Source organism: Desulfovibrio biadhensis, assembly GCF_055388615.1.
In genome coordinates, this window is record NZ_AP042477.1 from 4990614 (window position 1) to 5012833 (window position 22220).

General features: G+C 55.5%; 17 protein-coding genes and 1 tRNA gene. 2 read left to right on the forward strand and 16 right to left on the reverse strand.

Annotated elements, in window-relative coordinates; translation table 11 throughout:
* The first annotated feature begins 1034 nt into the window (after window positions 1-1034).
* Together ACZ5EH_RS21630 and ACZ5EH_RS21635 are read left to right on the forward strand one after the other, a co-directional pair.
* A complete protein-coding gene (locus ACZ5EH_RS21630) occupies window positions 1035-2294 on the forward strand; it encodes an MBOAT family O-acyltransferase (protein WP_464275932.1) in 1260 nt (419 codons plus the stop codon).
* 8 nt (window positions 2295-2302) lie between these two features.
* A complete protein-coding gene (locus tag ACZ5EH_RS21635; RefSeq protein ID WP_464275933.1) occupies window positions 2303-3484 on the forward strand; it encodes an alginate O-acetyltransferase AlgX-related protein in 1182 nt (393 codons plus the stop codon).
* Between the two features lie 198 nt (window positions 3485-3682).
* Here the strand turns inward: ACZ5EH_RS21635 and ACZ5EH_RS21640 are convergent.
* The 16 genes from ACZ5EH_RS21640 to rsmH all read right to left on the reverse strand — a co-directional run bounded on the left by ACZ5EH_RS21640 (window position 3683) and on the right by rsmH (window position 22179).
* Window positions 3683-4791 (reverse strand): IS3 family transposase gene (locus ACZ5EH_RS21640; protein WP_464274191.1). Its coding sequence is split into 2 segments (ribosomal slippage): window positions 3683-4539 and window positions 4539-4791, totalling 1110 coding nucleotides; the frame shifts between segments, so codons are not numbered across the junction.
* Window positions 4792-5034: 243 nt separating this feature from the next.
* Window positions 5035-5126, reverse strand: a tRNA-Ser gene (locus ACZ5EH_RS21645).
* A gap of 321 nt (window positions 5127-5447) precedes the next feature.
* Window positions 5448-6731 (reverse strand): cell division protein FtsZ, encoded by a 1284-nt coding sequence (gene ftsZ / locus ACZ5EH_RS21650; RefSeq protein WP_464275934.1) that lies wholly within the window; start codon window positions 6729-6731, stop codon window positions 5448-5450.
* Window positions 6732-6781: 50 nt separating this feature from the next.
* Window positions 6782-8008, reverse strand: coding sequence for a cell division protein FtsA (ftsA, locus tag ACZ5EH_RS21655; RefSeq protein WP_464275935.1), 1227 nt, complete (start codon window positions 8006-8008; stop codon window positions 6782-6784).
* 57 nt (window positions 8009-8065) lie between these two features.
* Entirely contained in the window at window positions 8066-8914 is an 849-nt protein-coding gene (locus ACZ5EH_RS21660; RefSeq protein ID WP_464275936.1) for a cell division protein FtsQ/DivIB, read from the reverse strand.
* Complete coding sequence (gene murB / locus ACZ5EH_RS21665; RefSeq protein ID WP_464275937.1) at window positions 8899-9801, reverse strand: UDP-N-acetylmuramate dehydrogenase; 903 nt, start codon at window positions 9799-9801, stop codon at window positions 8899-8901. Before murB ends, ACZ5EH_RS21660 begins: the two co-directional genes overlap by 16 nt.
* The gene (gene murC, locus ACZ5EH_RS21670) at window positions 9802-11169 is read right to left on the reverse strand and encodes a UDP-N-acetylmuramate--L-alanine ligase (RefSeq protein WP_464278343.1); all 1368 of its coding nucleotides are present in this window, start codon (window positions 11167-11169) and stop codon (window positions 9802-9804) included.
* A 41-nt stretch (window positions 11170-11210) separates the two neighbouring features.
* A complete protein-coding gene (murG, locus tag ACZ5EH_RS21675) occupies window positions 11211-12308 on the reverse strand; it encodes an undecaprenyldiphospho-muramoylpentapeptide beta-N-acetylglucosaminyltransferase (protein ID WP_464275938.1) in 1098 nt (365 codons plus the stop codon).
* Window positions 12296-13456, reverse strand: a complete 1161-nt coding sequence (gene ftsW / locus ACZ5EH_RS21680) for a putative lipid II flippase FtsW (RefSeq protein ID WP_464275939.1) — start codon at window positions 13454-13456, stop codon at window positions 12296-12298. Before ftsW ends, murG begins: the two co-directional genes overlap by 13 nt.
* Window positions 13453-14757, reverse strand: a complete 1305-nt coding sequence (gene murD, locus ACZ5EH_RS21685; RefSeq protein ID WP_464275940.1) for a UDP-N-acetylmuramoyl-L-alanine--D-glutamate ligase — start codon at window positions 14755-14757, stop codon at window positions 13453-13455. The genes ftsW and murD overlap by 4 nt, the downstream gene beginning before the upstream one ends.
* Before the next feature lie 10 nt (window positions 14758-14767).
* Window positions 14768-15847: a phospho-N-acetylmuramoyl-pentapeptide-transferase gene (gene mraY, locus ACZ5EH_RS21690; protein WP_464275941.1), complete on the reverse strand. Its 1080-nt coding sequence runs from the start codon at window positions 15845-15847 to the stop codon at window positions 14768-14770.
* Window positions 15844-17229, reverse strand: coding sequence for a UDP-N-acetylmuramoyl-tripeptide--D-alanyl-D-alanine ligase (locus tag ACZ5EH_RS21695; protein ID WP_464278344.1), 1386 nt, complete (start codon window positions 17227-17229; stop codon window positions 15844-15846). The genes mraY and ACZ5EH_RS21695 overlap by 4 nt, the downstream gene beginning before the upstream one ends.
* A gap of 2 nt (window positions 17230-17231) precedes the next feature.
* The gene (locus ACZ5EH_RS21700) at window positions 17232-18719 is read right to left on the reverse strand and encodes a UDP-N-acetylmuramoyl-L-alanyl-D-glutamate--2,6-diaminopimelate ligase (protein WP_464275942.1); all 1488 of its coding nucleotides are present in this window, start codon (window positions 18717-18719) and stop codon (window positions 17232-17234) included.
* Window positions 18703-20898: a penicillin-binding transpeptidase domain-containing protein gene (locus ACZ5EH_RS21705; protein ID WP_464275943.1), complete on the reverse strand. Its 2196-nt coding sequence runs from the start codon at window positions 20896-20898 to the stop codon at window positions 18703-18705. Before ACZ5EH_RS21705 ends, ACZ5EH_RS21700 begins: the two co-directional genes overlap by 17 nt.
* Window positions 20891-21190 carry a hypothetical protein gene (locus tag ACZ5EH_RS21710; RefSeq protein ID WP_464275944.1) on the reverse strand — a complete coding sequence of 100 codons (300 nt, stop codon included), beginning with the start codon at window positions 21188-21190 and terminating at the stop codon, window positions 20891-20893. Before ACZ5EH_RS21710 ends, ACZ5EH_RS21705 begins: the two co-directional genes overlap by 8 nt.
* Window positions 21190-22179: a 16S rRNA (cytosine(1402)-N(4))-methyltransferase RsmH gene (rsmH, locus tag ACZ5EH_RS21715; protein WP_464275945.1), complete on the reverse strand. Its 990-nt coding sequence runs from the start codon at window positions 22177-22179 to the stop codon at window positions 21190-21192. The genes ACZ5EH_RS21710 and rsmH overlap by 1 nt, the downstream gene beginning before the upstream one ends.
* Between the last annotated feature and the right edge of the window lie 41 nt (window positions 22180-22220).

The window sequence follows — 22220 nt, forward strand, 5'->3', positions numbered from 1 at the left end:
CCATTCAAAATAATATCCTGACAACCACTACAAAAACACCGCAAGAATGCATGAGCACTGAAGATGAAACATGGCTTGCTTTCAAAATACTACAAAGCTATACCAATATAGTATGGATATTCTAGATTGTCATTCGCTTCAAGGCGCAATCACTCTGCATTATCGTGCCTGCCAGCTGTGAAAACGCGTTCAGCTTATTCCTGTCGAACGGCAGCGGCTTTGAAGCTTGTATCCTGTGGAGACATTGATGCCTGGACTCAACTGCTCAAAGATTAGGGACGCGGTAGTTGCAAGCGCTCAAATGCAACTTAAAAAGCAATAAGTTAAAAAATCAAAATGTTATTAGTTTTTGACAGCACAGACAGCCTCTTGAATACCTCTGCCTTCGTAGAATCTAAAAGAGAAAGAAGGCGATCTGAGACACCAAAACATAGTCTCAGTAAGGACTTGAATCCCAAGCGGTAAGAAGTAAGAAATGGTAGTTTCAGGCAAAAGACAATTTAATTATTTAATTTCATTTGATTTTCTAAAACATCACAGGAGAAGAAGAATGGCGCCCCAGCTTGGCAACAAAAGGAATATCTCTACTTTTTAACAATAATTATAGACAATTAAAACGAAACAATTTTACTCTTCCAAAATTTGCTGCTTGACCAAAACAAATTCGACATATAATGGCTTCTGCCAACTACACTATTAACCTTTTCCTTACTGCATCAAAGATATTTTCCAATTACTATTCTTCAATCGCATTTGACATAATATTGACAACAAAAAGCCTATGACTTCATTTTATCAACTTATACTTCACACTGCACAAATGACAAAACCTCTTTTACTATCAACCATTAATTGTTAAAAGAGTTTTAGCGCCCATGGTTTTCTCCTCGCCTGTATTTCTCTTCTATTTTCTGCCTGTCGTATTTTTACTTTACTTTTTAGGCAGACGTCTTTTCCCCAAGCATTTTCTCATACCGAACTTTATTCTTCTCCTGGCAAGCCTTCTATTCTATCTATATGGCTCAGGTGCGTACGTGGCAGTTCTTCTCTTTGTCATTGCAGTAACCTATCTATTTGGAGCCTGTGTAGCCAAACGCCATCCGCTAGGCTTCTATCTGGGCATTTTACTTCCCATTTTAGTGCTGATTATCTTCAAATATTCAAACTTCATCACAGGGGAATTGTCCTCTCTGGCTTCCTCTTTTGGTTTTGCTAATTGGCCGGTTACAGACATAGTTCTGCCCCTTGGCATCTCCTTTTTCACCTTCCAAGGTGTGTCTTATGTTATCGACGTACACCGCGCTGGCCACTGCAATCGCGAATCTTTTCTAGATGTATCCTTATTTATCTCCATGTTTCCTCAGTTGGTCGCAGGGCCGATAGTACGCTATGACGAAATTCGCGAACAGTTAAACAATCATCCTTCCAGGCTTGAGGACATCTCCACGGGAGGAACACGATTTATATGGGGGTTAGCCAAGAAAGTCTTAGTGGCAGACAGTTGTGCTGTTGTTGCAGATCAGGTTTTTACTCTTGCCGGCTACAATTTGACGACGGCTACAACCCTTGTTGGCATGATTGCATACAGCCTTCAGATATATTTCGACTTTTCAGGATATTCGGACATGGCCATCGGCTTGGGGCGTATCTTTGGCTTCAGATTTCCAGAAAATTTCCGCAGACCGTACAGCGCGATTTCCATGACCGATTTCTGGCGGCGCTGGCACATGACTCTTACCCGATGGTTTCGCGATTACGTATACATTCCCCTTGGGGGCAATCGTAACGGAACTCTTCGCACCTATCGCAATCTCTGGATCGTTTTTTTATGTACGGGACTCTGGCATGGCGCCAACTGGACGTTTATCATCTGGGGCCTGTTCCATGGGATGTGTCTTTGCCTAGAAAAACTCTTCAACGTACGCATGCCCCAACAATACTTTGGCCTCCGCAGGATTCTTGTTTTTTTGCTGGTATCCTTGGGTTGGATCATCTTCCGCAGTGACAACCTGGACCACATGTTGGCCCTTTTTGGTAGCCTGTTGAGCCAGCCAAACTGGACGCTCCCTATAGAAGTCTCCATATATCTGACCAACAAGAACCTGTTTATTATGGCGCTCGGACTAGGAACCTTACTCATGCCTGGCGATCTCGTTATGGGCAAAGTATTGGAGAAAGAGAGGCTCCCAATCTATCAGGCAGCGAGGATATCCGTGTGTGTTATTCTAAGCGGTCTCATCCTTTTGCAGATCAGCAGTTCTAAATTCAGCCCATTCATCTATTTCCAGTTTTGAGATATCCAATGCAAAAGGCCCTACATATAACCAACATAGTCCTGCTTGGAGCTTTCCTCCTTCTGCCAATCATGGGACACCTTCTTCACTACGACACCTCTGCGAGCAATTTGCAAAACCGCCGTAGCGTTGACCTGAAACAACCAGACATCGGAGATTTTTTTGACACGGCCTATTGGCAAAAAATCTCAGACTATGTCTGGGACCACCTGCCTTTCAGAGATCGCCTTCTGAAACTCGATCACACGCTAGATTTTGTGTTGTTTGGCGATTCTCCTACACCAAAAGATGTTATCCTGGGCAAAGGGGATTGGGCTTATCCTCTTACCCATGTTGTGGATGAACCGCGCTATCTGAACTGGGAATTCGACAAGATGGTCAAGGCATTCACCTCCTTTGAGAAGGCGATAAAAAGCAAAGGCAAAACACTTTTGTTGATCATGTCTCCATCGCAACCTTCAATCTATCCCGAATTCATCACCGGACCTGCAGCAGATTTCTTTCAAGATCAGTTCCAGACGTTTTACCCACGCATCCGTAATGCCCAACAATCTATTCCTTCCCTGCTTCTGATGTGGGAGGACTTCCAGAAGTATAGATCCTATGACTCGCACCCTCCGGTTTCGAAACCGACCCTCAATGAGCAAGCAAAGCTTATTGTTTCTCCACGCGCCATTCACTATAATTTTTATGGGCAGGCCCTGCACGACACGCTCATCCTGCATCGACTGTTCCCGGAGTATTCACCCGAGCAACATATCAAGGAAGTCGACATTACCTCCACTGGAGCAGTTCAAGCCGAGGTTGATAGAATCTGGACCAAATTCAATCGTCTTCAACCACAATATTCAGATAATAGGCCCCAAGCCAAACTTATACGTGGCATTCCTGTATCGAACTCCAACCTTGCTGTTCTTGTCTTTCACAGCGCAGCAATGCCTCCCAGCCCCTTTACAGACAAGTCCGTGCTCATAGTGCATGACTCTTTTTTGGAAAAATCTCTCCCTCAAATAGCTACGCATTTTCGAGAAACATTCGCAATGCACTGGAGTGTCATTGATTTTGACATCCAACTCTACAATGAGCTTGCGCGAAAAGCCGACATTTTGATCATACAAAGCCGTGATGGATTGTGGACTAATCCCTATTACAGACGATATCTCAAGCTTGAAAAAATGGTAAATTTCTAATCCTGCACTATTCGTTCTTGTCTTTACAGTTTTACTTCATGCACGACACACTTCCCCCACCGACTATGGTGGGACATTCATTATTTTGTCTTTCAGTTAACTTTACATGTGGCGCAGTGGAGTTGCCCCCGCTAAACCGGACACCCCAGTTATTGTTCCGCCTCCGGGACGCTGCCTCCGACTGTAAACCTCCCCAAGTTAGTGCCAGCCAAAAGTAGAGATTTCCTGGGGTGAATGGGCTTCGAGGTACTCGGCTGGCGTCAGGTCGCCAAGTGATTCGTGGGGCCGTTCCTCGTTGTACTCCTTGATCCAGTTCTCCGTGATGTCCTTGACCTCAGTCAGAGTGCGAAAGAGATAAAAATCAAGCACTTCATTGCGGTACGTCTTGTTGAAGCGCTCGACGTACGAATTTTGCGTCGGCTTGCCTGGCTGTATGAACTCCAGGTCCACGCCATGGATTTCCGCCCAATTGGCCATGGTCACCGAGACCAGTTCCGGTCCGTTATCCATTCGAATCCGTTCGGGAAGCCCACGCCAGGCAACAATGCGGTCGAGCACTCGCGTAACCCGCGCCGCCGGCAGGTTTGTATCCACCTCGATGGCCAGGCACTCCCGGCTGAAGTCGTCCAGCACGTTGCAGGTCCGGAATCGCTGCCCGCTCATGAGGGCGTCGTGCATGAAGTCCAGCGACCAGCACACATTCGCCTCGGGTGGCACGGCCAACGGTTGCGGATTCCTTGAAGGCAACCGCTTCTTGCCCTTGCGGCGCAGATTCAGCTTCAACAGGCAGTATACGCGGTAGACCCGTTTGTGGTTCCAGCGATAGCCGTGCCGGCGTACAACAGCGAAGAGCTTGCCGAAGCCGTAGCGCGGATAGCGTTCGGCCAGCTTGAGCAGTGCTTCGATCACGGGCGCGTCATCCCGCGGCGTAGGCTGATAGCCGTAGACGGTCCGACTCAGACGCACTGCGGCGCATGACTGCCTGATGCTCAGACCGTGTTCATGACTATGATCGATCAGATCGCGCTTCTCAGCCGGCCTTAAAGCTTTTTTGTGATAACGTCCTTGAGCGCCTCGTTTTCCAGGCTCAAGTCCGCGAACGTGCGCTTGAGCTTGCGGTTCTCCTTTTCGAGCTCCTTGAGGCGCCGGATATCCGAGGCTTCCATGCCCCCGTACTTGGACTTCCAGCTGTAGTAGGTCGCTTGGCTCACGCCGTATTCGCGGCAGACATCAGCAACCTTGCGACCGCCTTCGACTTCCTTGAGAATCTTGAGGATCTGGCTTTCAGTGAATCGAGATTTCCGCATTGCTTCCTCCATGGGAACCTTTTGCCAGAAATCTCCAGTTTTTGCTGGTCCTGTTTTAAGGGAAGGCTACAACTTTACATGTGGCGCAGCGTGGCGCTCTAATAATCTGGGAAGGGGTACAAATGGCCTTACCCCCTTACTGAGTGGGATTGAGTATCTTCCTTCCCCCTGGTGTAGCAGTTGGGAAGTATGGAACCCGCACAAATAAAAAGCCCCCGGAAATCCAGGGGCTTGAATGCTTGATGGCGGAGAGGGGGAGATTCGAACTCCCGGTGCCGGGTTAGGGCACATACGATTTCCAATCGTACACCTTCGGCCAGCTCGGTCACCTCTCCGCGAAACGAGATTCATAGACAAAAGCGCTCTGCTTGGCAAGCATTTTCGCAGTTTCGATCAGCTTTTTTTATGCCAGGGCGTTTTATGTCCTGTTCCAGCTTGCTTCCCGCACACAGAATCCTAAAACAGCCAGGGAGGCCGCACGATGCCTGTCTCCACCAGATTACGGTGGACGCCAGGCATTCCTCCTCCCTGTGGTCCGCACCCATGATGCTCTGGGCGAAGGCTCCGAGCCTTCGCCCAGGCACCAGGCTGTGGAGGGGTGTGGAGGTTACGGGTTCCTAGGGATGACGTCATCCAAAACAGACGTGGCCGGGGAATCAGTCCGCCTGTTTACGGATGAACGATGGAATCTCGAACTCCTCTTCGTCAAAAATGAAGTCCTCTTCGCCGGGCGCGTGCCCGCCGTTGGAGACCTGCTGCTTCTGCTGCCCTTCATCTTGAGGGCGCCTGCGGATGTAAGCCGGGATGTTCATGTCATCATCACCACCCACGGAAACAGAACGCTGCCTGGGGCGCATTTGCTGCGGCGCAGATTGCTGCGGCTGCGGCTTCGGCGTAGTGGTCAGATTCTGTGCGCGTCCTTCGCTGCGACGAATGGGGGTCACCTTGCCTGGTGCTGTGCGGTCAGAACCAATCTGATTGTCCTTGGCGTCGATGCCAGTGGCAATGACGGTGATCCGCATCTCATCGATGTTTTCCTGTTCAAAAACAGTACCGAAGTAGATCTTGGCGTCTTCGTGAGCAGCTTCCTGAATGGTGCTGGCAGCTTCGCTCACCTCGTCGATGGTCAGATCAGGACCGCAGGTGATGTTCATCAGCACGCCCATGGCGCCGTCGATGGAGACATCTTCCAGCAGCGGGCTGGTGATGGCTTTCATGGCGGCTTCCTTGGCGCGGGATTCGCCCCTGGCGATACCGGTACCCATCATGGCCAGGCCCATCTCGCTCATCACAGCCTTGACGTCTGCAAAGTCGAGGTTGATCAGGCCGGGCACCATGATCAGATCGGAAATACCTTTGACCGCGTAGTACAGGACTTCGTCGGCCTTCTTGAGCATATCAAGGAACGTGGCCTTTTTGGAGGCCAGGGCCAGAAGTCTGTCGTTGGGAATGCAGATCAGGGAGTCCACGTACTTGCGGAACTCCTGAATGCCTGCTTCAGCCAGTTCGCGACGCTTCTTGCCCTCAAAATAAAACGGCTTGGTCACAACGCCAACAGTCAGCGCGCCGGCGTCCTTTGCTGCCTGCGCAATGACAGGAGCAGCGCCTGTTCCGGTGCCACCACCCATTCCGGCGGTGACGAAAACCATGTCGCACTCTTTGACCAGGTCAGAAATCTGATCCATGCTTTCAAAGGCTGCGTCACGGCCGGTTTCTGGATTTGCACCAGCGCCCAGCCCTTTGGTCAGCTTGTCGCCGAGTTGGAGCTTGAATTCCGCCTTGGAGCGGTTCAGCGCCTGAATGTCCGTATTGGCAGCAACAAAACGCACTCCCCGGAGCGCGGAGCTGATCATGTTGTTGACGGCGTTGCCACCGCCTCCGCCTACGCCAAAAACTTTGATAACAGCGTTGGCTTCACCTTCCAGTTCCAAGAATTCCATAACCTTCCTCCTTTTCCACCCACTTGTGTAGTTCCAGGCTGTGCGGGAGCCTAGGAAATGTCCGCATACCACTTGCGCATCCGTGAAAGGATGCGGTTAAAGACGTTTGTGTCTCTGATGCGCAGCTTTTGCGCTGCACCTTGTTTTTCCGCTCCGTAGAGCAGCAGCCCGACCGCCGTGGCGAATATGGGGCTATTCACGACATCGCGCAGGCCGCCTATGCTGCGGGGGTAGCCGATGCGCGTGGGCATGTTGAAGATCTGTTCCCCCAGTTCCTCAATACCCTGAATCAGCGACGTGCCGCCTGTAAGCACAACACCGGCGCCGATAAGATTCTTGCAATTGGAGCGGATCAGTTCCTGATCCACCAGCCCCAGGATTTCTTCCACCCGGGGTTCGCATATTTCAGCCAGTATCTGGCGAGAAAGCAGCCGTGGCTCGCGGCCACCGACACTGGGCACTTCAATGGTCTCATCGCTGCGCACCAGTTCGGCCAGTGCGCACCCGTACCTGATCTTGATCTTTTCGGCTGCCGCCATGGGGGTGCGCAGGCCAAAGGCGATGTCGTTCGTCAGGTTGGAGCCGGCCAGGGGCAGCACGCCCGTGTACTTGATGGAGTCATCCGAAAAAATGGCGATATCAGATGTGCCCCCTCCAAGATCGACCAGGGCTACGCCAATCTCGCGCTCTTCTTCGGTGAGCACTGCCTTGGACGAAGCCAGGGCTTCCAGCACGATGTCGTCCACATCCAGCCCGGAACGGTGGCAGGAGCGCACAATGTTCTGCGCAGACGTCACCGCGCCGGTAACAATATGCACCTTGACCTCCAGCCGGACACCGGCCATCCCCAGCGGATCGGCAATACCGCGCTGGTCGTCCACAATGTATTCCTGCGGCAGGATGTGGATGACTTCGCGGTCCAACGGAATGGCTACTGCCTTGGCGGCGTCGATGACCCGTTCGATATCCTTGGGGCCGACTTCTCCGCCCTTCACGGCTATGACGCCGTGGCTGTTGAAGCCTTTGATGTGGCTGCCGGCGATACCGGCATACACTGAGCGGATTTCGCATCCAGCCATTAATTCGGCCTCTTCAAGGGCCTTTTTGATGGACTGCACGGTCTGCTCGATGTTCACCACCACGCCTTTGCGCAATCCGGTGGAAGGGCTGGTGCCGATACCGACGATATCCACACCTCCATCGGCTATCTCGCCGACAACCGCGCAGATCTTCGTTGTTCCGACATCCAGGCCGACTATCAGTTCGGGCTTGGCCATGCTTGATTCTCCCTGTTGACGTCTTCTTGCGGAGCGCTCACAAACGCGCCCCCTGCATCATGATCTGGTTATCCAAACCTTTGCACCATAGGCCGCCATGGCATGTACACTGTTGTGCTCGCCACGTCGCACAAGGTCGGCCCAGGCTCGGCGCAGACAATCCAGATTCAATTCCCACTCCCGACTGTCCAGGCTTACCAGCAGGTCCCTGGACTCGAAATATAGCTCTATATCCCCGTCGTTCTTCACGCGTATCCACGCTGCCTGTCTGGGATCGAACGGCGAGTGCAGCGCCCTGGCGCGTGTCCCAAAGGCCTGCAGCACTTCCAAAGCATCCTGCGCCCCCTCTTCCAGATGCAGCACAGGCAATGCCTTGAAATGCCCTGTCTCAACGGGGGCGATGATCTCGCCATCCTTGTCGGCAAAAAAAAGTTTTTCACCCTGCTGCCGCCAATAGCGTGGCTCACGCTCCACAAGAGTAATGCTGAGCGTATCCGGCAATTCACGCTTCAGCGTCACCCCTTTTACCCAGGGCAGACCGCGCAGATTACGTTCAATCTGCTTCATATTCAGACCAAAAGCATTCTGCCCCAGTTCAAGGCCTGCAGCATTGAGAACGTCTTCATATTTCAGGTAGGCATTGCCCTGCACCTGTATCTGCTCAAGGCCAAAGCTGTTGCTTCTTGTCATCCAGCGATAAGCCGCCAGCAATCCCAGACTCACTGCCAGAAAGAAACTGATGCCCACAAAAACATACACACCAATCGTGAACCACCGGCCGAACTTTCCCCATTGAAAAGCAGGGCGCGCAGGCTTATTCCCTTTCCGGGACTGGCGATACCTGTTGCCTCCCTGGGCAAGCCCCAGACGGCTCGGGCGTCTGGCTGTCGCTACATGTCCGGGCATAGTTTCACTTCCAGTTCCAGTTTGTGGCCAAAGCGTTCAAAAACCCGCTCCTTCGCCATATCCAGCAGTTCCAGCGCAGCATCGCTGGTTCCGGTCCCGGTGTTCACCAAAAAATTTGCATGCACTGTGGAAAAAGTCATGCCTCCCAACACAGCGCCCTTCATTCCTGCCTTGTCCAGCAACATACCGGCGGGGGCATCCGGCGCAGGGTTCTTGAAGGCGCACCCGGCGGTCCAGGCCGTGATGGGTTGGCTGGCCTTTTTTTTAGCCAGATTCTCCCGCATGGTTGCGGCGATCTCAACCGCTTTCCCATGCTTCAATTCCAGTTCCACCGCCGTCACCATGAAAAATGCCGCCTTATGTTGCAGCGAGAACCTGCGGTATGCAGTGCAAAAATCGCCCTTTTCCAACCATTCCAGCTTCCATGCGCCATTTCGCAGCACCAGCGCCTGCACCCTGTGCAACTGATCGCCCATAACGCTGCCAAAAGAGCCGGCGTTCATGGCCACAGCGCCCCCGATATTCCCTGGCACGCCGCTCAGGCCTTCCAGTCCGGAAAGTCCTCTCTTTGCCAGCCAGTGCAAACAACGTTGCAGACGCATACCGACAGGTGCGCTGACCACTGCACTTTGCGCGTCCTGTCGTAAAATTTGCGGTTCCGGCTCCTGCTTCATGCGCAGCAGAACCAGTTCCAGTTCGCCATCCCTTGCAAGCAGATTGCTGCCGCCCCCGATGACAAAGGGCGTACCGCCAAGCTCCTGCAACTTCTCTGGCAGGCGTTCCAGTCCCTGCGTATCGGCGATAACCACCTCTGCCAGGGCATGTCCGCCCAGGTGCAGCGTGGTTCTCTCCCGCAGGTTGGGAGCAGGGGCGACGGTAAATCCCATTCACTTTGCCTCCAGATAGCGCTGCCCTACTTGCCAGACGCTGCCCGCGCCCAGTGTCAAAAGCAGATCGCCCGGCTGCACCACATGCGGCAAGCGTTCGCTGACCGCTTCGAAATCCTGAAAAAATTCAACATCCGTGCTGGATACCTGATGGATGCCCTGGGCCAGACTCTGGCCGCTGACACCTGGAATAGGCGCCTCGGATGCGGGGTAAATTTCTGTCAGCATCAATTTATCAACCTTGTCGAAGGCTTTGCAGAAATCACCGAAAAGCGCCTGGGTGCGTGAAAACCGGTGCGGTTGAAAAACCACCACCAACCTGCGGTCCGGGTGGCAACTCTTCGCCGTGGCCAACGTTGCTGCTATCTCGGCAGGATGGTGCCCGTAATCGTCCACGACCAGCACATCGTTGCGTTCACCTTTGACTTCAAAGCGGCGTCCCACGCCGCGAAACTTGCCCAATCCACGAATGGCGACTTCAGGCTCGATGCCGGAACTGATGGCGACACCCAAGGCGCCCAAGGCGTTCAGGATGTTGTGCTGTCCTGGCTGCACCAGACTCACATCGCCCAGAACCTCGCCCTTGTAGATGACGCGAAAACGGCTCGTGGCGGCGCATTCCAGCACCTCGCCCTGCAGTTGGTTTTCCTTGCCAAACCCGTAGGTCATGACAGGGCGCTTTACTCTGGGCAAAAGCCGCCTTACGCCCGCGTCATCACCGCAAACCACGTTCACCCCGTAGAACGGAATCTGATTCATGAACTGCACAAAGGCATCATCTATGGCTTCGATACCGTCGTAAAAATCCAGATGGTCGGCATCTACGTTGGTCACAACCGTCGTGATGGGCAGCAGACAGAGAAAAGAGCCGTCTGATTCATCCGCTTCGGCAATGAGGTATCGTCCTTCGCCCAGCCTGGCGTTTGAGCCGTAAGCATTGAGCCTCCCGCCAATGATGACGGTGGGGTCCAGGTCGGCCTCGTCGAAAATGGAAGCCAAAAGCGATGTGGTCGTCGTCTTGCCATGTGTTCCAGCAACGGCGATACCGCGGCGCAGGCGCATCAGTTCGGCAAGCATCTCAGCACGGGGAATGATGGGAACACCCCTGTGCGCGGCTTCCTGCACTTCTGGGTTGTCCAGGGTCACAGCGGTGGACTTCACCAACACCTGGGCGGTGTCTGGCAGATTAGCCGCATCGTGGCCAATGGCTATGGTCGCGCCCAGGCTTCGCAGGTGCAAGACCACGGGGCTCTCGGAAAGGTCCGAGCCGCTCACCTGGTAGCCGAGGTTCAGCAACACTTCTGCAATGCCGCTCATACCTGAGCCGCCAATACCCACCATGTGGATGCTGCTAACCATATCCTGCATGTGTTGCGCTTCGCTGGAAGTCACCGCCCTACTCCTTCACTCTATTTGCCCTTGGCCAGGGATTCCATGGCGTCCACTATGTGCGCGGCCGCTTCGGGCTTGCCCAGGCTTGCAGCCTTGGCGCCCATATCCCACAGGGTTTGTCTATCTTGCAGCAGGCCAAGCACCAGGCCAGGCAGGTCTGTCTTTTCCATATCCTTTTGTTCTACCCTTTTCGCCGCTCCTACGTTTTCCAGATAGCCTGCATTCACGCTTTGATGATTGTGCGTGGCATAGGGAAAAGGCACCAGCACGCTGGGCAATCCGGCAACGGTAAGTTCGGCAACGGTAGTGGCCCCAGCCCGGCACAAGGCAAGATCGCCCCATGCGTAGGCAGCGGCCATGTCGTCTATGAACGCATCCACTTTGGCTTGCAGCCCCTTTTGCAGGTGCGGCGTATATGCCTGGCGGACGCGTTCATAATCTCTTGCTCCGGCCTGGTGCCAAATTTCAACACCGGCCTCACGAAAACGGTCCAGAGCCTCAATCACCGCGGTATTCACCGCCATGGCGCCCTGGCTACCACCGAGAATCAACAGTTTAGGGCGTATACCTGCATTGTCGTTAACGGTTCCGTTTTGTGTAGCAGCCTCGCGGATAGTCTTGCGAACGGGGTTTCCAAGCAGTTTCACTTTACCGGCAGGAAAGCGGCCGTCTTTATCCTCAAAGCTGACATAAATTTGTTTGACGAAACGCCCCAGCAATCTGTTGGTGAGACCTGGGACGCTGTTCTGTTCCTGTATTGCGCTGGGCGTGCCCGTAAGCACGGCGGCAAGCACCTGGGCAAAGGCGGCGTAACCGCCAAGACCGAGAACAACCTGCGGCTTGAAGCGCAACTGCACGGCCAGGGCCTTGGCCACTCCCAGAGTCAGCCAGAAACCGGCGGTCAGCGCTTTGAGTCCGCGCCCCAGCACAGGGCGCACGGGCAAGGCCGTGAACTCAAGACCGGAGCGTGCGGCAAGCTCTGCCTCTGGCCCACGCACACCACCCACAAACAGTATGCGGGCCTGGGGATTCCGGGCCTTGAGCTCTTCGGCTACGGCCAAAGCGGGGAAAATGTGCCCGCCAGTGCCGCCCGTGGTCAGAATTACGCGCTGCATGCCTCACCCACCGAACTACCCCGCGCATTTCTGTCACGCGAGAGATTGAGCAAAATTCCCACACAAATGAACGAACACAGCAGGCTGCTGCCGCCGTAACTCATAAACGGCATGGGTACGCCTTTAGGAGGGGCGGTGCCCAAGACAACAGCCATGTTCAGCACAGCGCCGAGCGCCAGAATTAAAGTGGCGCCGAATCCGGCAAGTCTGTCCTGCAAGTTTTCCTGCTGCATGCTGACCTGAAAGGCTCTGAGCAGCAGCATTCCCATCAGCAGAAACACCAGGGATACGCCCACAAATCCCAGCTCTTCACCCATCACCGCCATGATGAAATCGTTGTGCGCTTCCGGCAGAAAGAAGAGCTTTTGCTTGCCAGCGCCCAGGCCCAGCCCCCAAATGTGTCCCGATCCAAATGCATACAGCGACTGCACAAGCTGGTAGCCCGTGTCCATGGCGTCCTTGAAAGGATCCAGAAAAGCCATCAAACGACGACTGCGGTAAGCTGACTGCACCACCAGCATCCAGGCGCCGGCGCCAGCCATTGCAGAAGCCATGGCCAGGTAAATAAGCCGGGTGCCGCCCACCAGGCACATCAGAAAAAGTATGCCCACCATGAACGCCGCTCCACCGAAATCAGGCTGCACCAGAACCAGCAGACAGAGCATGCCCGTCACAGCAAAGGGCGGTATCACGCCCACGCTGAAGGTTTTTACCAGGGCCTGCTTGTTGCTGAGGAACCAGGCCAGGTAGATGACCAGCGTAATCTTTGCGAACTCCATGGGCTGCAGGGTGAAAAGCCCGCCCACACGCAACCAGCGTCGCGCGCCATTCACTTCCACCCCCATGGGTGTGAAAAGCGTAAGCAGCAGTAAAAGCGCCACCAAGCCCAAAGCCCAGTATTTGGCTGCATAAATACGGGTAATGCTCACCCGCGATGCCAGATACATGAGAAAAACACCCAGCCCCATGAATTCCAGTTGCTTGCGGAAGAAAAAGTATTTGTCGCCATAATACTTCTCAGCCATAACGCCGCTTGCGCTAAGCACCATGGTCAGCCCCACCCCTGCCATGAGCAGGGTCGCAGCCAGCAGCCAGTAGTCCATGTGTCCCCTGGATTCACCATGTTCTGCAGCGCGCAGCAGACTCATGACAACTCCTCCACCATTTTTTCAAAACGCAGCCCGCGATCTTCATAACTCTTGAACTGATCAAAACTCGCCGTGGCGGGGGAAAGCAACACTACGTCGCCTTCCGCAGCCTTGCCGTTCGCGAAACGCAGGGCCTTTTCCATATCCGGCTCGTAATGTACCGGCACAGCGCCGTTCCATGCGGATTCGAACTGTTCGCGACTGCCCCCGTACAGGCAAACCTGCTTGACCTTTTCTTTCAACAAGGGGCGCAGGCTGCCCAGATCGCCGCCTTTGAACTTACCGCCGGCAAGCAGCAGAATCGGCTTGTCAAAACTTTTCAGGGCAACACGCAGTGAATCAACGGTCGTTGCCTTGGAATCATTGACATAAAGCACTCCATTGAACTCCCGCACGCGCCCCAGTCTATGTTTCGGGGGGCGGAAGTCTTTGACAGCCCGCTGTGCTTCATTCTCGGTTACGCCAAAAATCCGCGTAGCCTGATAGGCTGCTTCCATGTTCGCCTGGTTGTGCTCGCCAGGCAGATACTTGGTATAAAAACGATTCTTGGGCGAGTACCAGATCACCCGCGCTTCAGTCTTGACTTTGGGTTCCAGCTCATCCTTCTGGACCAAGGGCAGAATGGCGTGATCGCCTGGATCCTGCCGCGCAAAAATCCGCATTTTGGCTTCGGCGTATTCTTCCATGTCGGCATGGTAGTCCAGATGATTGGGCGTCAGGTTCAGCAGGACAGCCACCCAGGGCTTGAAATTTACACAGGTCTGGAGCTGGAAGCTGGAAAGTTCCAACACCATGATGTCCGCCTCTTCTTCTGCCAGAACATACTCAGACAGGGGCGCACCGATGTTGCCCCCCAAAAAGACCTTGCGCCCTACATGTTCCAGCATGGCGGCGGCCAGGGATACGGTAGTCGTCTTGCCGCTGGTTCCTGTCACTGCCAAAACAGGCTTGCAAACACAACGGCTTGCCAGTTCCACCTCGCCGATGACGCCTGCGCCTTCCGGCAACAAGGGTTTGATCTTGGCCACTGGGATGCCCGGACTCATGACTGCCATGTTCACACCGGCGAACTGCTCCGCCGTGTGCTCCCCGGAGTGCATGGTGATGCTGCTGGCCGCGGCCTTTTCGATGAAATCGGGATGCTCGGCCTTCAGCCTGGAAAAATCCTTTTCCAGCAACCGGACCGATGCGCCCAGGGCGGCGGCGAGCATTGAAGCAGCCCGGCCGGAGCGCCCTGCTCCTACCACGGCTACTGTCTTACCCTGCAAGGGCTTGCGCGCCAGTATTTCCTTCTTGCCCACGACGCTTCTCCTACCTGAGCTTCAATGTCGAAAGGGCCGCCAGTCCCAGGAGGATCGAAAGGATCCAGAACCTGATAATGATCTTGGACTCGGGAATGCCCTTGAGTTCGAAATGGTGATGGAGCGGCGCCATCCGGAATATGCGTTTACCGCCGCTGAACTTGAAATACCCAACCTGCAGAATGACCGAGAGGGTTTCGATGACAAAAAGACCGCCCACGATCAGCAGAACCAGCTCCTGCTTGCAGAGCACGGCGATGAACCCAAGGGTTCCGCCCAGGCTGAGTGAACCGACATCGCCCATGAAAACTTGTGCCGGATACGCGTTGAACCAGAGAAATCCCAGCCCTGCGCCGATGAGCGCCCCAACAAAGACTGTGACTTCGCCCACACCTGCCACGTGCATGAGTTGCAGATAGCGAGCCATCTGGGCGTGCCCGGCAACATAAACAAATACTGCGAAACAAACTCCAGCGACGATGGTGGGCCCGATGGCCAGACCGTCCAGCCCGTCCGTCAGGTTCACGCCATTGGATGCCCCCACCATAACCATGACGGCGAAAGGCAGGTAAAACCAGCCAAGATCAGGCTGCGCATCCTTGAAGAACGGCAGCACCAGCTTGGTGGAGTATGCCGGTTCATTTATCAGCAGGAACATGGCCACAGTTGCCACCAGAATCTGGCACAGAAACTTTTTCCTGGCTGTAAACCCTTTATTGTGGCGTTTCCGTATCTTGGAGTAGTCATCCAGAAACCCTATGAACGCAAAGCCGGAAAACACAAAAATTGTCAGCCAGACATAGACGTTGGTCAGGTCTGCCCAGAGCAGCACGCTGACCAGCAGCCCAGCCGCGATAAGAATACCGCCCATGGTGGGAGTGCCGGCCTTTTGCTGGTGCGAAGATACGCCATCTTCCTGAATGTACTGGCCAAATTTGATTCTGCGCAGCCAGGCGATAAAGATCGGTCCCATGACGATGGTGATAACCAACGCGGTCATGAGCGCCCATGTAGACCGAAACGTTATGTAACGGAAAACATTGAAGATGCCGAAATCCTGGCTCAAAGGGTAGAGCAGGTTGTAGATCATGCGTGCAGCTCCCGGCGCAGGGCGTTACAGAACTCTTCCATACGGACGCCTCTCGATCCTTTGAAAAGCACCATGCCGTTTTCGAGTCCCTGTTTCCGCCACAGTTCGATAAATTCTTCCGGCGTTGCAGCCGTGGCAAACGCTCCGGAGTAGTCGGCCTGTTCCAATCCGCGCTGCACGTCTTGACCGTGCCCCCCGCGCCAAATGAGCAGATCAGCGCCAGATATGGCTGCTGCTCTCCCCAATTCCTCATGTGCGATGGCCGCGCTTTCGCCAAGTTCAAGCATTTCACCAAGCACCAGTGCCAAGGGACGCCCTTCAGCCAGTTCCACCACGCTCAATACCGATTGCCCCATGGAAAGGGGATTGGCGTTATAGGTATCGTCCACCACCAGCAAACCGTTCTTTTCCCAGCGCTGAAAACGCTTTTCCGCAGGTTGCGCCACCAGCAGCCCTTCGCGTATGTGCGCAACATCCAGCCCCAGTTCACTTGCCGCAGCGGCGGCCGCAACCAGGTTTTCCGCCATAAAGGCGCCGCGCCAGGGCAGTTCAAGTTCAACCCTTTCGCCCTTCATGGTCACTGCGTAACGTCCCTTACCGTCACGTCCCGGGCCCAGGTATTCGCCAGTGTAGGGGGCGTCCTTACCCTTCGCGCTGAAGCCCACAGACGTTACGGGATACTCGGCCACAGCGTTCACCAGCTCCGGATAGTCCAGGCTGTGCACCGCCCTGCCGCCGGGGGTAAGATGACGCAGCAGCATGGCCTTGTTCCGCGCCACGCCGGCCACATCTCCCAGTCCCTGCGAGTGGACGCTGCCTACATTGACTATGAGAGCCAGGTCCGGCGCGAGTATGCGCCCCAAAATATCCATCTCGCCGTCATAGTTGATGCCGGCTTCAAATACCCAGAATTCTTCGTCCCCATCCGTCTGCAATATAGACAGGGGCAGCCCGATCTGATTGTTCAGGTTCAGGTGATTCTTGGCGGTTGCGCCCTTCATGCTACAAACAAGGGCAAGCAACTCTTTGACTGTCGTCTTACCGGCAGACCCCGTGACCCCGGCCACCTTGGCCTTGTTCCGGTCGCGCCAGGCTCTGGCCACCTGGCCAAGGGCGGTAAGCACGTTACCCACCCGCAGTATCGGCGCGCCGTCAGGCAAATCCAAATCGCGTTCTGTGACTATAGCCAGGGCGCCCTTTTCCAGGGCTTGTGCTGCGAAATCATGGCCGTCAAAACGCTCTCCCGGAATGCAGAGGAACAGTTCGCCACGCGCCAGCGTTCTGCTGTCCGACTGCAAGCCGACAGGTATGGCGGCAAGGAGCTCCTCAGAGAGCCCCTGCACCTGCGCCCCCATAACGGTGGCGATGGCGGCCAGATTCATGTTCACGACAGCATCTCCCTGATGATCTGCTGATCACTGAAGGGGCGACGTTCATCTCCCACCTGCTGGTAGGATTCATGCCCTTTTCCAGCGACGACAAGCACGTCACGGGTGCGCATTTCTTCAATGGCCGTGGCAATGGCCATGCGCCTGTCCGGTGTTTCCAGAACCATGGCGCAGTTACGCAGGCCGGGCCGTACATCGTTCATGATGTCCAAAGGATTCTCGTGCCGTGGATTATCAGAAGTAAGCACAGCAACGTCGCTGTATTTGCAGACGGCTTCGCCCATCAAGGGGCGCTTTGCACGATCACGATTACCGCCGCAGCCGAACACCGTGATCAGGCGGTCGAAATCCAGTTCCTTGAGCGCTGCAAGCACATTTTCCAATGCATCCGGTGTATGTGCGTAATCAACAAACACATTCAAACCACGCTCATTAGGGATGCGCTCCAAACGGCCCGGCACGCCCATGAAATCCGAAAGCCCCTGCATCTGTTCCGGTTCAAGCCCCATGGCCAACCCCGCAGCCTGGGCAGCCAACAGGTTGGACGCATTAAAAGCGCCGACCAAGGGGGATTTGAGCGACCAGATTCTGTCACCAAACCGCATTTCCAGCTCCAGGCCATCCACCGTGTTGCTGGTGATGCGCCCGTGCAGACCGCGCTTGTGCAAATGCGGGGGCATTTCCTTCAAACCAAAACCCAAAGATTCGGGCAATTGTTCAAGCAAGCGTCGGCCAAAGGCGTCGTCCCAATTTATAACTGCGCGATCAGCAGGCTGATTGTCAGGGCGGCCGCCCTGGACAAAAAGCAGGCTCTTGGCCGCGAAATAGGACTCCATGTCCTTGTGGTAATCCAGATGGTCCTGGGTGACGTTTGTCAGCACGCCCAAGGCGTATTTGACGCCGGCAACCCTTTTCTGGTCCAGGGAATGGGAGGATACCTCCATCACGCCCAGCCCAACGCCTTCCACCTGCATGCGCGCCAGATATTCATGCAACTGCCAGCAGTCCGGCGTGGTCAGGGGCGCTTCAATATAGGTGCCTGGCCAGCGGTAGCTCACCGTGCCAAAAGCACCGACTTTTTTACCAGTGGATGCGAACAAATGCTCAATGAGATACGACGTGGTGGTCTTGCCGTTCGTGCCCGTGATGCCAATCATGGGAAATGACAACTTATCGGTGCTGAAATGCGCTGCGGCCATTTCGCCAAGGGCGGCACGCGGGTCCGGATGCTCCACGCGATGCGCAACCTGGGCGTCGGCAGGCAACTCCACCCCGGTTTTCACCACTACGTACGAAGCCCCCCGCTCTATAGCGTCCGGGATAAAGGCGGCGCCGTCCACAGCAACACCCGGAACCGCGACAAACACGTCCCCAGGCTGCACACGAGCCGAGTGGGTCTGTACGGTCAGACCGCCGCGGACCAGTTCCAGCAGTTCCTCGTAAGGCATCTCGTGCCCACCATGTGGGTTAGGATCGTTCTGCATTGTCCTGCAACCATATCGTGCATTGTTTGGCACTGGCGGGCCATGGCTTTCCTGGAGGGGGTGTCTGCTTGGCAACAACATTGCCGTTCCCCTTGAGGCTGGGCACCACGCCCTTGCCAGCAAGTATTTCCATCGCCTTCCGAATGCTCAGGCCCCGCACGTCGGGCACGGCATCTCCTGGAATCACGCAACTTCTATCTACCTTGCCCCGCATTTCGGAACTTGAACAAAACCGCACCGAAGCTTCCGAGGTCACATCTTCAAGGGCAGCAGCAACCACAGGCTTGTCGGGCAACTCACCCAGGTAAGCCAGGGTCTTGAGCGCCACTTCCTTGAAGGCAGGCGCTGCTATCACGCCGCCATAATGCTGTTTTTTGGGTTCGTCGACGGTAACCATGATGAGATATTCCGGCTTCAAAGCCGGAACAAGCCCCATGAAAGAGGCAACAACTTCAGAACCGTATCCGCCTTTAGCCGATGCCTTTTGAGCCGTGCTGGTCTTGCCGGCAACGGTTAGTCCAGGCAGCTGCGCGCGGTGGCCGGTGCCTTCATCCACCACACCTTCCATCATGCGCAGCACTTCTGTGGCGATGCGCGGATCAAAAACCCTGGTCTCCGCCTGGGTCGCTTCGTATGGGTCTGCCACCAGTCTGAGCGGCTTCATCACGCCTTCATTGGCCAGACACAAATACGCCTTGGCCAGTTGCGGCAGCGTAGTGGAAAAGCCCTGCCCGAATCCGGCAGTGGCCAGTTCAAATTCCTCCCACGTATTGCCGGGGCGCAAAATGCCGGTGCTTTCGCCCGCCAGAGGCAGGCCAATGCGCTGCCCGAATCCCAACCGGACGAGGTAGTCGTAGTACTTGTTTTTGGTAAGCGCCAGAGCGATTTTTGCCGCGCCAATGTTGCTCGAAAAACGCAGAATATTGCTGACAGGCAGCCAGTCTTTCGCTGAAATATCCTTGATGACCTTGCCATCCAGCCGCCAGCGCCCTTTTTCACAGTAAAAAATGGTGTCGTGGGCGACAACGCCTTCCTGCATGGCGGCGGCCACCAGAAGCGGCTTGGCCACAGAGCCAGGCTCAATGGGGTCCAAGGCAATTCTGTTGCGCCATTGCTCAGGCGAATAGTCGTTGTACGAATTCGGGTTAAAGAAGGGGTACTCGGCCCAGGCCAGAACATTGCCGTCCGCCACCCTTACTACCAGGCAGCCGCCCCACTTGGCCTGGTATTTCTTTACCACGCTTTCCAGGGCCACTTCGGCATTGTATTGTACGTTCACATCCAGGGTGAGGCGCACATCCTTACCGCGGATATCCACCTGCTTACCCATCTCGTCATAATACAGCTTACGGCCCGTAGCGTCGCGCTCCACCGTCAGGTGCGCCTGCTTGCCCGCCAGGCGATCGTCAAAGGCCGCCTCCAGGCCTTCCAAACCTTTGTCGTCCAGCCCCACAAAACCGAGAAGCCGCCCTGCCAAGTGTTTGTTCGGATACTGGCGGGCGTATTCGGTGGTAATGTGCACACCCGCGATGTCTGCTTCGCGGATAGCCGCTGCAGGCGCGTCGCCAATTTGCCGTGCAATCCACACATGAGGCGATTTGGACGTCAACAGTTTCCGCACCCGACCGGCGTCCATGTCCAGAATGCCGGCAAGCTTGGCAGCCGCGGCACTGGGATTGGGGACCCGGGCAGGATTGGCGAAAATAGAATTAATGGCCACGCTTTTGGCCAGCAGCTTCCCCTTATTATCAACTATCTGTCCGCGCTCGCCGACCACGAACTCTGTGGTGCGGTGCTGCCGCTGGGCCATGGCGGCCAGTTTTGGCCCCTCGACGATTTGCACGTAGTAGGCGCGCCCCCAAAGGGCGACCCACAGCAATGCAAAAACCACGGCAACGGCGCCGAGACGGAACCGTACCCAATCAAAACGGCCAGAGCCGCCGAAGCTAAAACCTGAACGCCGCTTAGAGCTTGTGGCCTTGACAGGGCTCTTGCGTTTATTGCTTGAGAACAGACCGCCGCCCGAGGCCTTACGAGAATCCTTGCGCGTAACAGCGCGCGAACTCCTGGAATCCTTTTTCCCAAGAGTCCCGCTACGGGTACCAGAACGCCCACGCCCCAAATCGAGGCGGGATTCTGCGCGTTTGGAACCGCGGTATTCTCGTTTGTTTCTAGCCATCGTCACGTCCCATCCTACGAATCTGTCCGGCTTTGGCCGCATCCAGGCCAAGCTTTTCCGCCATTTTCTCCAGACGATACGGCGCCAGGAGGTTGTCGCGTTCCACGCGCAATTTGGCGACGTGGTCTTCCAGTTCCTTGGCCTCCCCCTGCATGGTCTTCAGTCCGTAGGCCAAATCAGTGCGCTCAATGTTCAGCCAGGCCAGGGTAAGCCCCAATACAACGGTGATGACTCCGGAAAAGGAAATCAGCAGCATCCACCGCTTGCTCGAAGGATTGGACGCAGCAGCCATCACTCTTTGCCTTCCTGCTGTCCGGCAGCCTTTGCCAGCCGCTCCGGCAGCCGTCGCGGCAGGCGCTCAGCAACCCGCAGCTTGGCACTGCGTGCCCGGCTGTTGGCGCGCATCTCCGCATCCGTGGGGAGCTGGGGCTTTTTGGTCAGCACCTTCATCCTGGGGCCACCGCACACGCAGCGCAGCACCTCACGGGGGCAGGTGCACGATTTCGCTTCATGGCGGATGGTATGCTTCACCAACCTGTCCTCCAGGGAGTGAAAGGAAATAATCGCCACTCTGCCTTCAGGCTGCAGCCAATCCGGAATATCCTTCAAAAAACTTTCAAGCTCCTCGAGCTCATGGTTCACTGCGATACGCAACGCCTGAAAAGTTCTGGTTGCAGGGTGGTTCCGCGCCTTGGCTCGCCAGGAAGCGGGGTAAGCGCGCTCCACCACGTCCGCCAGCCGTTTGGTCGTCTCTATGGGCTCTTGAGCACGCTCCTGGACAATAGCGCGGGCAATGCGCCCCGCCTGGGGCTCTTCGCCGTATGTCCAGATAATGCGCTTCAATTCATCCACTCCCGCGTTGTTCACCAACCTGCTCGCCGGCGGCTCTGGCCCTGTCGGGCTCATGCGCATGTCCAGGGGGCCGTCATGCAAAAAACTGAAACCCCGGTCAGCTTCGTCCAACTGCATTGACGAAACGCCGAGGTCCAACACTGCGCCATCCAGCCCGGACCATCCCAGCTCCTCCAAGATCTCAGGGAACTCACTGTAACGCGCCTGCCGAAAGACCACCGAATCCCGCCATGGGGCAAGCCGCTCGCGAGCCAACGCCAGGGCCTGAGGATCACGGTCCAGGCAAAGCAGCTTAGCGTCACCCTGCACAGCCTCGAGAATAGCCGCGGAATGACCGCCAAGGCCGGTGGTTCCGTCCAGGTAGCAGCCTCCCTTGCGAGGGGCGATCCAATCAAGCACCTCGTGCAAAAGGACTGTAATATGCTGCATGCTGTTCCCACTCGCGCTCCCAAGCCACAATCGGCATTTCA